Source organism: Ramlibacter sp. (assembly GCF_013697775.1).
In the GTDB taxonomy this organism is placed as follows: Bacteria; Pseudomonadota; Gammaproteobacteria; order Burkholderiales; family Burkholderiaceae_C; genus Ramlibacter.
This window is the reverse complement of sequence record NZ_JACCWG010000106.1, coordinates 1-11,902: the sequence shown is the minus strand read 5'-3', so window position 1 is coordinate 11,902 and position 11,902 is coordinate 1. Positions and strand designations below refer to the sequence as shown.

The 11,902-nt window shown below is 69.0% G+C and carries 12 protein-coding genes and 1 pseudogene; 10 read left to right on the top strand and 3 right to left on the bottom strand.

The window, feature by feature from the left end; translation table 11 throughout:
• From H0U68_RS05600 to H0U68_RS05565, 8 genes and pseudogenes are all read left to right on the top strand, one after another.
• Nucleotides 1-185, top strand: a pseudogene (locus H0U68_RS05600) (hypothetical protein); the annotation flags it as partial.
• Between the two features lie 4 nt (nucleotides 186-189).
• On the top strand, nucleotides 190-1,137 hold the full coding sequence (locus H0U68_RS05595) for a branched-chain amino acid ABC transporter permease (protein WP_296353500.1): 948 nt from the start codon (nucleotides 190-192) through the stop codon (nucleotides 1,135-1,137).
• Nucleotides 1,134-1,544, top strand: coding sequence for a FixH family protein (locus H0U68_RS05590; RefSeq protein ID WP_296353498.1), 411 nt, complete (start codon nucleotides 1,134-1,136; stop codon nucleotides 1,542-1,544). Before H0U68_RS05595 ends, H0U68_RS05590 begins: the two co-directional genes overlap by 4 nt.
• A gap of 122 nt (nucleotides 1,545-1,666) precedes the next feature.
• Entirely contained in the window at nucleotides 1,667-2,293 is a 627-nt protein-coding gene (locus H0U68_RS05585) for a 2-hydroxychromene-2-carboxylate isomerase (RefSeq protein WP_296353497.1), read from the top strand.
• Nucleotides 2,294-2,367: 74 nt separating this feature from the next.
• Complete coding sequence (locus H0U68_RS05580; RefSeq protein ID WP_296353495.1) at nucleotides 2,368-3,480, top strand: hypothetical protein; 1,113 nt, start codon at nucleotides 2,368-2,370, stop codon at nucleotides 3,478-3,480.
• A 97-nt stretch (nucleotides 3,481-3,577) separates the two neighbouring features.
• Nucleotides 3,578-4,198, top strand: a complete 621-nt coding sequence (gene gmk, locus H0U68_RS05575; RefSeq protein ID WP_296353493.1) for a guanylate kinase — start codon at nucleotides 3,578-3,580, stop codon at nucleotides 4,196-4,198.
• Nucleotides 4,199-4,210: 12 nt separating this feature from the next.
• A complete protein-coding gene (gene rpoZ / locus H0U68_RS05570) occupies nucleotides 4,211-4,414 on the top strand; it encodes a DNA-directed RNA polymerase subunit omega (RefSeq protein WP_093162973.1) in 204 nt (67 codons plus the stop codon).
• Between the two features lie 100 nt (nucleotides 4,415-4,514).
• Entirely contained in the window at nucleotides 4,515-6,785 is a 2,271-nt protein-coding gene (locus H0U68_RS05565) for a bifunctional (p)ppGpp synthetase/guanosine-3',5'-bis(diphosphate) 3'-pyrophosphohydrolase (RefSeq protein ID WP_296353486.1), read from the top strand.
• Here the strand turns inward: H0U68_RS05565 and greB are convergent, their stop codons facing one another.
• Nucleotides 6,786-7,349 carry a transcription elongation factor GreB gene (greB, locus tag H0U68_RS05560; protein ID WP_296353484.1) on the bottom strand — a complete coding sequence of 188 codons (564 nt, stop codon included), beginning with the start codon at nucleotides 7,347-7,349 and terminating at the stop codon, nucleotides 6,786-6,788.
• 175 nt (nucleotides 7,350-7,524) lie between these two features.
• Here greB and H0U68_RS05555 point away from each other — a divergent pair, with 175 nt between their 5' ends.
• Complete coding sequence (locus H0U68_RS05555) at nucleotides 7,525-8,238, top strand: hypothetical protein (protein ID WP_296353482.1); 714 nt, start codon at nucleotides 7,525-7,527, stop codon at nucleotides 8,236-8,238.
• Here the strand turns inward: H0U68_RS05555 and H0U68_RS05550 are convergent.
• The gene (locus H0U68_RS05550; protein ID WP_296353480.1) at nucleotides 8,207-10,693 is read right to left on the bottom strand and encodes an EAL domain-containing protein; all 2,487 of its coding nucleotides are present in this window, start codon (nucleotides 10,691-10,693) and stop codon (nucleotides 8,207-8,209) included. The genes H0U68_RS05555 and H0U68_RS05550 overlap by 32 nt on opposite strands.
• Nucleotides 10,694-10,831: 138 nt before the next feature.
• Between H0U68_RS05550 and H0U68_RS05545 the strand changes: the two genes are divergently transcribed.
• Nucleotides 10,832-11,227, top strand: coding sequence for a response regulator (locus tag H0U68_RS05545; protein ID WP_296353478.1), 396 nt, complete (start codon nucleotides 10,832-10,834; stop codon nucleotides 11,225-11,227).
• Here the strand turns inward: H0U68_RS05545 and H0U68_RS05540 are convergent.
• Nucleotides 11,224-11,902: isoaspartyl peptidase/L-asparaginase (locus H0U68_RS05540; RefSeq protein WP_296353476.1), on the bottom strand; the 679-nt coding region annotated here is incomplete at its 5' end. The genes H0U68_RS05545 and H0U68_RS05540 overlap by 4 nt on opposite strands.

Here is an 11,902-nt window from a genome sequence, read left to right as displayed (position 1 = left end):
CGCTGGCCGGCGCGGTGGTGGGCGGGCTGCTGCTCGGCCTGGCCGAGGCGCACGGCCACCGGCTGTCGGGGCCGCTGGTGCGCGACCTCCTGTGCTACGGCGCACTGCTCGCCGTGCTGGCGCTGCGCTCGGCCCTGCGCCGCAACGATTCCACCGCGGCCCTGGCCGAGCCCGGCGGCGTTTGAACACATGGACGCCTACGCCTTGGGCATTGCCACCAATGTCGCCCTGCTCGCCTTCCTGGCGGTTTCCAACTACGTGCTGTTGAAGGCGGGCTGCATGTCCTTCGGCCAGCAGGCCTTCTTCGGCATCGGCGCCTATGCTGGCGCGATGGCCACCGCGCTGTGGCACTGGCCGCTGTGGCTGGCGCTGCCCCTGGCCGCCGTGCTCGGCGCCTGCGCCAACGCGGCGTTCGCGCGCGCGATGTTCCGGCTCGATGGCCTGGAGTTCTCGCTGGCGACGCTGGCGCTGGCCGAAACCGTGCGCATCGCGTTCGAGCTGTTCCGCCTGCCGCCGGGCGCCGAAGAGGGCCCCGCGGGCCCGCAGGGCAGCGACGGCTTCGGCGGCATCCGCTGGTGGCTGGACCAGGGCCTGGACCCGAACCAGTTCACGCTGCTGGTCTGCGCCCTGCTGGCCGCCATGCTCTGGGCGCTGCGCTGCATCGAGCAATCCAACCACGGCCTGGCGCTGCGCGCGGTGGGCCGCGACCCGTTGCTGGCCGCCGCGGCGGGCATCGATCCCCGCCGGATGCGGGTGCAGGCCACCGCGGTCGCCGGCGCCATCGCGGCGCTGGGCGGCGCGCTGTATGCGCACCACGCGACCTACATCGAGCCGCGCAACTTCGACATCATGCTGGGCATCCATGCGCTGTCCTATGCGCTGATCGGCGGACTGGGCACGGTGCTCGGCCCGCTGCTGGGCGTGGCGGTGGACGTGGTGCTGCTGGAAGGCAGCCGCATGCTCGGCGCCTACCGGATGATCGCCTTCGGCGCGCTCGTGGCCGTGCTGCTCATCGTGCGGCCGCGCGGCCTGCTGGACGAAGACACCGTCCAGCGCATCGTTGCGCGCCTGCCGTTCAAGACCCGCCGGCCCGCTCCGGTCCGCGCGGCCGACGCTTCCTCCCTGGAGACCCCATGACTGCTCCGATCCATCGCCCGGCCTGGCCGCGCCGGTCCGTGCCGCGGCTGCGGCTGTGGCTGCTCGCCGCGCTGGCGCTGCTGCCCTGCGCGCAGGCCGCGGCACGGCCGCCCGGCGTCGGCGTGTCCTGCAAGACGGCGGCAAGCCTGGTCTACGACTGCGTGTTCCGCCTGAGCGACGCCAAGTCCGGCGCACCGCTGAGCGGCGCCGCCTTCAGCGTGCAGCCGACCATGCCGTCGATGCCGATGGCGCACAACGTGCGGCCGGTGGCCGCCGAGCCCGCCGCCGACCCGGGCAGCTACCGCGCGCGGCTGACGCTCGAAATGCCGGGCACCTGGAACCTCAAGCTGCTGATGAGCAAGCCGGCGCGCGAGGAGCTGCACCACCGCATGGACTTCGGGTCCTAGGCGCGCGGCGGGGTTTCGATTGCTTTGCGGGAATGCGAACCGCACCCGCAATTCGCTTGTCCGCCGGCTTGACTTGCACTTCAATGCGGGCAGACTGGCCATTGACGACCGAGGACCCCCGCATGCAAGATTCCCCGCCACGCCGCATCGAATTCTGGTTCGATTTCGGCAGCAATTACAGCTACATCAGCGCCATGCGCATCGCCGAGCTGGCGGCGCGGAACGGTGTCGAGGTGGCGTGGAATCCCTTCCTGCTGGGGCCGATCTTCAAATCGTTCGGCTGGGACACCTCGCCCTTCGTGCTGCAGAAGGAAAAGGGCGCCTACACCTGGAAGGACATGGCGCGCCAGTGCAAGAAATACGGCCTGCCCTGGCGCCAGCCAAGCAGCTTCCCGCGCGCCGCGGTGCTGCCTTCGCGCGTGGCCTTGTTCGCCCAAGGCACGCCCTGGCACGGCGAATTCTGCCGGCGCGTGTTCGCGCTGAACTTCGCCGAGGACCGGGACGTCCACACGCCCGAAGCCGTCACGGGCATCCTGGAGCAGCTGGGCGTGCCGGCCGCCGAAGTGCTGCAGCAGGCGCAATCCGACGCGATCAAGCTGCGGCTGCGCCAGCAGACCGAGATGGCGGTGGCGCGGGGCGTGTTCGGCGCGCCCACGTTCTTCGCGGCCGGCGAGATGTTCTGGGGCAACGACCGCCTGGAGGATGCCCTGGCGCATGCGGCCGGCACCCCGCCGGCCGGGTCCGTGTAAAGCGGCATTTTTTCACTGGCTTTGCTGTAACAAAAAGCGTTACGATCCCGCCTTTCCACCTGGAGGGATCTGCCTTGTTCAAGAAGTGCCTGGCGGCGGCTGCCGTTGCTATCCTCGTCACCGCCTGCGGCGGTGGTTCCGACACCCCGACAGCGGCCACGCCGCAAGCCGCCATCGAGGCATTGCGTGCGCAATCGGCCGCCCTGGCGCCCATGGCCGTCACGCCGGCGGCCGCGGCCGACCAGCTGATGAACTTCGGCGAAACCACCTTCCCGGGCTACTTTCCCACCCACCAGGCCACCCAGACCACCGGCCCCTTCGCCTACCGCTACTACCCCCAGACCGGGATCTACCTGGGCGTGGTGGTCACCCCGAGCAGCGGCTACCAGCTGTACGGCGTGTACGTGATGGGCGGTGCCTTCGGCAATGCCCCGCAGTACGTCGGACCGATGACCAGCTTCATCAACGTGGACATCGGCAGCGGCGGCGGCGGCACCGGCAACGGCTGCTACGACCTGGCGCTGGCCGAGACGCAGGGCACCCACATGCAGGTGGACTACCAGTACAGCGGCGACATCACCGGCAGCCAGACGGTGGACACCTTGGTCGGCGGTCTCGCCACGTTCCAGGGCTACCAGGCACGCGAAACCACTATTACCACCTCCGGCAACCAGACCACGCAGGGCATCGCGACGAGCAACAACCTCGCTCTCAAGAGCTACAGCGTGCGCAGCGGCACAGCCGAAATAACCCACTACGGCTCCCTCCTCAACGGTACTGCTTCGGCCATGGGCATCACCTCGACCACGAACATGACCACCGTGTACTCGCCGCCCTATGTCGAGCAGCAGTATTCGCTGGCCGTGGGCCAGACTTACACCCACAGCCAAACTGCGATGACCTCCGGGACGGTGAGCGTCCTCGGCTACTCCAATCCGATCCCCCAACAGACCAGCACGCTCACCGTGAGCGTCAAGTACGTGGGCCAGGAAGCGGTGACGGTGCCTGCCGGCACGTACAACACCTGCAAGATGGAAACCTCCAGCGCCAGCAACGGCACGACGTCCGTGCAGACCAACTGGTTCATCGTCGGCAAAGGCATCCCGGTGAAGACCACCATGACCGGCGGCGGCGTCAACCAGACGATCCAGGCCACCTCGGTCAAGCTGAACGGCGCTTCGCTGTAAGCGCGCGCGCCTCCGGCCGCGGCCGGGGCGCTCGAGGGCGACTGCTAAGATTCAGGCAGTCGCCCTTTCTTTTTTTCTCTCTCCACACCAGCCCTTCATGGACTATCCCGGCAACCTGTTCGTGGTCGCCGCGCCCAGCGGCGCGGGCAAGTCCAGCCTGGTCAACGCGCTGCAGGAGCTCGATGCCGGCGTGCGGCCCTCGGTGTCGCACACCACGCGCCCGCCGCGCGGGCAGGAAAAGCACGGCCGCGAGTACTACTTCGTCGCGCCCGACGAGTTCGACGCCATGGTCCGCGGCGACGCCTTCGTCGAATGGGCGCACGTGCACGGCCACCGCTACGGCACCTCCAAGAAAGCCATCGAGGAACGCATGGCGCAGGGCGCCGACGTGATCCTGGAGATCGACTGGCAGGGCGCGCTGCAGATCAAGCGCGTGTTCGCCAACGCCGTGCTGATGTTCATCCTGCCGCCCAGCTGGGACGAGCTGCGCGCGCGCCTGCAGCGCCGCGGCGAGGACCCGCCGGAGGTGATCGAGCTGCGGCTGAAGAACGCCGCCACCGAGCTGGCCCAGGCCCGGGAATTCGACTTCGTTATAATCAACGAGCACTTCGAACATGCGCTCTTCGACCTGAAAGCCATTGTTCACGCCCAGCGCCTGAAGTTTTCGTCCCAGCGGCGCGCCCGCGCCGGCACCTTCAAGGATCTGGGCATCCTCTAGATCGGAATACACATGGCCCGCATCACCGTTGAAGACTGTCTTCAGCAAATCCCCAACCGTTTCCAGCTGGTGCTCGCCGCGACGTACCGCGCCCGCATGCTGAGCCAGGGCCACGCGCCCAAGATCGAGAGCAAGAACAAGCCGGGCGTGACCGCTCTGCGCGAGATCGCCGAAGGCAAGATCGGCCTCGAAATGCTGAAGAAAGTTCCAGGCTGACGCGCTACCGGACCACGTTCGGTTTCGAAAAGCACCGCATCGCGGTGCTTTTTTCGTTTGGGCGCCTTGCGCGGGGTTGCGCGCGCTACATTTGAGGGAGATGAGCGCGGTGCTTCAACCCTCTCCTGGCAAAAACGGCCGGCGCCCCTCCCCCCCGGTGCTGCCCAGCCCTGCGGCCGCCAACGCGGCTGCCGCCAGCTTCGCCGCGCTCACCGCCCGGCTGGACTACCTGGACGCCGGCGACATCGACGCGGTGCGCAAGGCCTACCGCTTCGCCGACGAGGCGCACCTGGGCCAGATCCGCGCCAGCGGCGAGCCCTACATCACGCATCCGATCGCCGTGGCCGCCCAGTGCGCCGAGTGGAAGCTCGACGCGCAGGCGCTGATGGCCGCGCTGCTGCACGACGCCATCGAGGACTGCGGCGTCACCAAGCCGGAACTGATCGAGCGCTTCGGCGCGCCGGTGGCCGAACTGGTGGACGGCCTGACCAAGCTGGACAAGCTGCAGTTCAACACGCGCGAGGAGAACCAGGCCGAGTCGTTCCGCAAGATGCTGCTGGCGATGGCGCGCGACGTGCGCGTGATCCTGGTCAAGCTGGCCGACCGCACCCACAACATGCGCACGCTGGAAGACGTGCCGCGCGAGAAGTGGGGCCGCATCTCTTCCGAAACGCTGGACATCTACGCGCCCATCGCGCACCGGCTGGGGCTGAACCAGACCTACCGCGAGCTGCAGGAACTGGCCTTCCGCTACCTGAAGCCCTGGCGCTACCTGGTGCTGAACAAGGCGGTGGCCAAGGCGCGCAGCCGCCGGCGCGACCTGATCCACAAGGTGCAGCGCGACGTGGAGGCGGCGTTCGAGTCGGCGGGCATGGCCATGCGCATCTTCGGGCGCGAGAAGACGCTCTACTCCATCTACAGGAAGATGGACGACAAGCACCTGAGCTTCGCCCAGGTGACCGACATCTACGGCTTTCGCATCCTCGTGCCGATGGTGACCGACTGCTACACGGCCATGGGCCTGCTGCACCAGATGTACAAGCCGGTGCCGGGCAAGTTCAAGGACCACATCGCCATTCCCAAGATCAACGGCTACCAGTCGCTGCACACCACGCTGGTCGGCCCCTCGGGCGTGAACGTCGAGTTCCAGCTGCGCACCGAGGCCATGCACCTGGTGGCCGAGTCGGGCGTGGCGGCGCACTGGCTGTACAAGTCCAGCATGCCCGACGTGAGCGACGGCGGCGAGCGGCTGGGCACCAAATGGCTGCAGTCGCTGCTGGACATCCAGAACGAGACGCGCGACGCCGCCGAGTTCTGGGACCACGTGAAGATCGACCTGTTTCCCGACGCGGTCTACGTCTTCACGCCCAAGAGCCAGATCCTGGCGCTGCCGCGCGGCGCCACCGTGGTCGACTTCGCCTATTCCATCCACAGCGACGTGGGCGACCACACGGTGGCCGCCCAGATCAACGGTGCGGTGGTGCCGCTGCGCACCGAACTGAAGAACGGCGACGTGGTCGAGGTGAAGACCGAACCCGACGCGGTGCCCAACCCGGGCTGGCTGGCGTTCGTGCGCACCGGCCGAGCGCGCTCCAAAATCCGCCACCACCTGAAGACCATGGCGCACGCCGAGTCGCAGGAGCTGGGCGAGAAGCTGCTGGCCCAGGCGCTGCGCGCCGAAGGCATGGAGCGGCCGCCGCCGGACGACGAGGCCAACCGCGCCATCTGGGAAAAGCTGCTGCGCTTCACCGGCAACCGCAGCCGCGCCGAGCTGCTGACCGATTTGGGCCTGGGCAAGCGCATCGCCACCATCGTGGCCAAGCGACTGATGAACATGATGGCCGAGCGCGGCGAGAAGCCTGACGCCCTGCTGCTCAGCCGCGAGCGCTACACCGCGCACGAGCACGTGACGCAGGGCAGCGTGGTGCTCGACGGCAGCGAGAACGCATCGGTGCAGTTCGCGAGCTGCTGCCGCCCGGTGCCCGGCGACACCATCCTGGGTTACCTCGGCCGCGGCGAAGGCCTGGTGGTGCACGCCGAGGACTGCGCCGTGGCCAAGCGCCTGCAGCACAAGGACGCCGAGCGCTTCATCGGCGTCGAATGGTCCGACGAGCCGGTGCGCCAGTTCGAAACCGGCGTGCTTGTGACGGTGGCCAACGGCAAGGGCGTGCTGGCGCGCGTGGCTTCGGCGCTGGCCAGCGCCGAAGCCGACATCACGCACGTGGACATGGACGAGGAACCGGCGCAGGACGCCACCGACCTGCGCTTCGTGATCGCGGTGCGCGACCGCAGCCACCTGGAGGCGGTGCTGCGCAACCTGAAGCGCACCCCGCTGGTGATGCGCGCGCGCCGGATCCGCCCAGGGCACTGACTACCCCGCGGGTGCGGGGTAGTCGATTTTCAAGATCTCGATGTCCTGCACGCCGGTCGGCGTGACCAGCTTCACCACGTCGCCTTCGCGCGCCTTCAGCAAGGCCCGTGCGATGGGCGAGATCCAGCTGACCTGGCCGCGCGCGCTGTCGGCCTCGTCGATGCCCAGGATGGTGACGGTGCGCTGCGCACCGGACTCTTCCGCATAGGTCGCGGTGGCGCCGAAGAACGCCTGGTCGCGGCCGTGGTGCACCGTCGGATCGGTGATCTCGGCGATCTCCATCCGCTTGGTCAAAAAGCGGATGCGCCGGTCGATCTCGCGCAGGCGCTTCTTGCCGTAGATGTAGTCGCCGTTCTCCGAGCGGTCGCCGTTGCTCGCGGCCCAGTGCACGATCTCCACCACCTTGGGCCGCTCGTCGTCGATCAGCTGCAGCAGCTCGGCACGCATGCGCGCATAGCCCTGCGGCGTGATGTAGTTCTTGCCGCCCGCAGGCAGCGGCGGCAGCCCGACCGCGTCGTCATCGTCGTCTTCGGCATCCTGCTCTCGGGTGAACGCCTTGCTCATGCCGCAAGCATAGCTGCGCGCTCCCTGATGAGGAGCGCGCAGCGGGATTCTCCTACGCCATCGGCAGTAGCGGCCCGACAAGGGGACACAGCGGCCTGCAACACACTCGTCCGCTGAGCTGTCACACGGACCCCAAGCTTTGCTGACCACCCACGACATCGTTGCTGCACGCCCCATGCGAGCCAAGAGCTCGCTGCCGGCGCGCACGCGCCGTGGAGAGCTCGCAGCCGAAGCGGCGCGCAACGTGCTGCTGCGTCGCCTCACACCCGCGCTCAAGCACGACATGGTGGTCAACCTGCAAGCGGTTTCCATGCTTACCGAAATGCTCGGTGCGCGCCTGGAGCGCGGCACCGCATTGGCCCAGGACATGCAGTCCAGCATCGCCAAGCTCAACCGGCTGGCGCGCGACGCCGTGGGCGATTGCCTGCGGGTGGCGAGCTGGCTCGACGTGGCCGACGACGACGCCGTGCCGCTGCACCAGGCCGTTGCCGACTGCGCGGCCCTGCTGACCGGCAACCTCAATTTCCACGGCTTCCAGCTGAGCAACCACGTCGTCGAAACCGGCTTCGAGGTATCGCGCTCGGGCGCGCGCGCGCTGGTCGCCGCATCGCTCATGCTGCTGGTGGACACCGCGCCGCAGCACTGCGAAATCATGATCCATGCCGAGGTGTCGGCGTCCGACGCGCTGCTGCTGCTGTCGTGCGTGCCGCTGGAGCACGAGCCGTTCCACGCCGCGCCGCAAGAGGGCACGCCGCTGCCGATCGAGTGGGCCGACGTGCAGGCGCTCGCGTTATCCGCCGGCGCCGCGGCCGCGCGGGACGGCCAGCAGATCCAGCTGCGCCTGCCCCGCGCCCAGGTCACTTCACCGGTGCAGATGGCGCCGGTGTAGATGGCGTTGGTGCAGACGGCGTTGGTGCCGCGGCCCGCGCGTCCATGAAGGCTTCCAGCGCATCCAGCGGCAGCGGCTTGCAGAACAGGTAGCCCTGGTACTGCGGGCAGCCCTGCTGCGCGAGGAACGCGCGCTGCGCTTCCGTCTCCACGCCCTCGGCGATCACGTCCAGCCCCAGGCTCTGCGCCAGGCCGATGATGGTGCGCGCGATGGCCGCGTCGTTGGCGTCGGTGAGGATGTCCTTGACGAAGCTGCGGTCGATCTTCAGCTGGTCCAGCGGCAGCCGTTTCAGGTAGGCCAGCGCCGAGTAGCCGATGCCGAAGTCGTCCAGCGAGAGCTGCACGCCCATGTCCTTCAAACTGCCCATCTTGGCGATGGTCACGTCGATGCCGTCGGCCAGCAGGCTTTCGGTGAGCTCCAGCTTGATGCGGTCGGGCCGCACGCCCGAGGCACGGATCGCGGTGGTCACCTCATCCACGAAATCCGGATGGCGGAACTGCCGCACGCTCACGTTCACCGCGATGCTCAGGTGCGCGCGGTCGGCCCGCGTGGCCCACACCGCAAGCTGCGCGCAGGCCGACTCCAGCACCCAGCGGCCGATCGGCAGGATGAGCGAACTCTCTTCGGCGAACGGAATGAAGCGCGCCGGCGCCACCATGCCGCGCTGCGGATGCACCCAGCGCAGCAGCGCCTCCACGCCGATCATGCGGCCGCCGGCGCCCACCTGGGGCTGGTAGTGGATCTGCAGGTGGCCGTCGTGCCAGGCCTGGCGCAGGTCGGCCGCCAGCGCCGCGTTGGCCGAGGCCAGCACCTGCATCTCGGGGTCGAAGAAGCGCACCGTGTTGCGCCCGGCCGCCTTGGCCTCATACATCGCCAGGTCGGCCTGCTTGAGCAGCTCGCTGATGGAAGGCGGTGCGGCGCCGAACAGCGTCACGCCGATGCTGCAGGTGCTGTGGTGCACGTAGCCCGGCAGCTCGTAGGGCTCGCCCAGCCGGGCCAGCACGCGCGCGCTGACCAGCGCCGCCGCGGTGGCCGGCTCGATCGGTTTTTCGGACCGGTCCTCCAGCAGGATCACGAACTCGTCGCCGCCCAGGCGGCCCACCGTGTCGCCCTTGGCCAGGCACGAGCGCAGGCGCTGCGCGGCCTGCTGCAGCAGCAGGTCGCCCTTCTGGTGGCCCAGCGTGTCGTTGAGCGCCTTGAAATTGTCCAGGTCGATGAACATCAGCGCGCCGCTGCGGCCCGCCGCCAGCCCGTCGCGCAGCCGGTCCATCAGCAGCTGCCGGTTCGGCAGCTCGGTCAGCGGGTCGTAGAAGGCCAGGTACTGGATCTTCTCCTCGGCCACCTTGCGCTCGCTGATGTCGCGGCCCACCGCCACCCAGTGCGTGAGGCGGCGCAGCTTGTCCCAAACCGGCGACACGTCCAGGTCGACCCAATAAGGCTCGCCCGCCTTGGTGTAGTTGACGATGTCCACCCGCACGCGCTGCCACTGCTCCAGCGCCGCGCGGATGCGGTCGAGCTCGCCGCGGTCGGTGCCCGGCCCCTGCAGCAGCCGCGGCGTGCGGCCCAGCACCTCGTCGCGGGTGTAGCCGGTGCGCCGCTCGAAGGCCTCGTTGACGAACACGATGCGCGGGCCGGGCGCGCCGAACGGCCCCGCCTCGGTGATGATGACGATATCGTTCAGCCGCGCGATGCTGCCTTCCAGCAGGCGCAGCTGCTCCTGCTCGCGGTGGCGCGGCGTCACGTCGCGCAGATGCACCGCCAGGCCGCCGCCGAACGGGTAGCCGCGCAGTTCCAGCCAGTGGCTGCCCTGCACGTTCATCTCCTCCAGCTCCAGCGTGGCGCGCCCGGCGATGGCTGCACCGAAGGCCTCCTCTAGCCGCAGCCGCGCCGTCTTGCGGAAGTGCCCCCAGAGCTTGCGGCCGATCAGTTCGCGCGCGGCACGGGCGAGCAGCCGCTCGGCCTGTTCATTGGCATAGGTGAGGCGGCCTTCGCGGTCCACCGTGGTGACCGCCTCGCCGCTGCCCATGGCGCCGCCCATGCTGACGGTGTGGCGCAGCAGCGTGCCGTGCGCATAGCCGTGCGGCGCGATCTCCTGCACCACGCCTTCCACGCAGGCGATGCGGCCGTCCGCGCCGCGCAGTGGCTGGCCGACGCAGCGCACCCAGTCGCGCCGTCCGCGCAGCGTGACGATCTGCACTTCCAGGTCGAACGGATGCCCCTGCATGGCGCAGGCCCGCACGCGTTCCTGCATCTCGTGGCGCCATTCCGGCGCATAGTGTTCGTACATGCGCGTGGCCGCCGGCACGTAGCCCGGCGCGGCGTCGTGCAGCAGAGCCAGCTGGTCCGACCACTCCAGCCGCTGGTCCTCCAGGTGCAGCGTCCAGACTCCGACGAAGGCGGTGCGCTCCACCAGTTTGAGCAGGGCCTGGGCTTGTTTGAGCGGATCGTTGGGCATGCTGCCGGGCATCTTACGGTCGCCCTTGGGCGCCGGGGCGAAAAGGTAGGCTGCGTCCTACGATCGGTCAGGAAAATAGCACTGGCGCGAGCTCTACCTCTTCCTTAGAGTGGGCTTGAATCAACAATCAGGAACACCGTGCAGCTCCAAGCGTATGTGGTCGAGGACAACGCGAACATCCGCGAAAACCTCGTCGGCGCGCTGGAGGAACTGACCTCGGTGAAGGTGATCGGCTCCAGCGCCACCGAGGACGAGGCGGCCGCGTGGCTGCAGGCGAACCCCGACGGCTGGCACATCATCATCGTCGACCTGTTCCTGAAGAAGGGCAGCGGCCTGGGCCTGGTGCAGCGCATGGGCCCGCGCCAGCCGCACCAGAAGATCATCGTCTTCAGCAACTACGCCAATCCCACGGTGCGCAAGCGCTGCGCGCAGCTGGGCGTGGACGCCGTGTTCGACAAGTCCACCGAGATCGACTCGCTGGTGGACTACTGCAACCTGCAGTCGTCGGACCTGTCCGGTGGTCCGTCGCTCTAGCGGTAGATCGACACCACGGGCGCGCTGCCCGGCCGCACTTCGCCGCGGTACATGCCGTCGGTGTTGAACGGCATCGCCACCTCGCCGCGCGCGTTCACCGCCACCAGCCCGCCGCTGCCGCCCAGCGCCGGCATCTTGTCGTGGATCACGCGCGCGCAGGCCTGCTGCAGCGACAGGCCCGCGTACTCCATCAGCGCGCTCACGTCGTACGCCGCCACGCCGCGCAGGAAAGCCTCGCCGGTACCGGTAGCAGCCACCGCCGCAGTGCGGTCGCTGGCATAGCAGCCGGCGCCGATGATCGGCGTGTCGCCGATGCGGCCGGGCCGCTTGTTGGTCATGCCACCGGTGGAGCTTGCCGCGGCCACGTGGCCGTGCACGTCGCAGGCCACCGCACCCACCGTGCCGTGCTTGGTGTCGGGGTCCAGCGGTGCATGCTGGCCGGCCTTGGCGGCGGCGTGCGCCACGCGATCGGCGCCGTCGTGGTCCAGCGCTGGCGCTGTGCCGCGCTCGCGCTGCACGCGGCGCAGCTGCTCCAGCCGCTCGGGCGTGCCGAAGTACGCGCTATCCACCAGCACCAGCCCGCGCTCGCGCGCGAACGCGTCGGCGCTGTCGCCGGCCAGCAGCACGTGGGGCGACTCCAGCATCACCGCGCGCGCCGCCAGCACCGGGTTGCGC

Bases quoted from the DNA above. Each gene is read 5' to 3' on its own strand.
- H0U68_RS05595 (WP_296353500.1), top strand. From the start codon at position 190: ATGGACGCCTACGCCTTGGGCATTGCCACCAATGTCGCCCTGCTCGCC.
- H0U68_RS05590 (WP_296353498.1), top strand. From the start codon at position 1,134: ATGACTGCTCCGATCCATCGCCCGGCCTGGCCGCGCCGGTCCGTGCCG.
- H0U68_RS05585 (WP_296353497.1), top strand. From the start codon at position 1,667: ATGCAAGATTCCCCGCCACGCCGCATCGAATTCTGGTTCGATTTCGGC.
- gmk (WP_296353493.1), top strand. From the start codon at position 3,578: ATGGACTATCCCGGCAACCTGTTCGTGGTCGCCGCGCCCAGCGGCGCG.
- rpoZ (WP_093162973.1), top strand. From the start codon at position 4,211: ATGGCCCGCATCACCGTTGAAGACTGTCTTCAGCAAATCCCCAACCGT.
- H0U68_RS05565 (WP_296353486.1), top strand. From the start codon at position 4,515: ATGAGCGCGGTGCTTCAACCCTCTCCTGGCAAAAACGGCCGGCGCCCC.
- greB (WP_296353484.1), bottom strand. From the start codon at position 7,349: ATGAGCAAGGCGTTCACCCGAGAGCAGGATGCCGAAGACGACGATGAC.
- H0U68_RS05555 (WP_296353482.1), top strand. From the start codon at position 7,525: ATGCGAGCCAAGAGCTCGCTGCCGGCGCGCACGCGCCGTGGAGAGCTC.
- H0U68_RS05550 (WP_296353480.1), bottom strand. From the start codon at position 10,693: ATGCCCAACGATCCGCTCAAACAAGCCCAGGCCCTGCTCAAACTGGTG.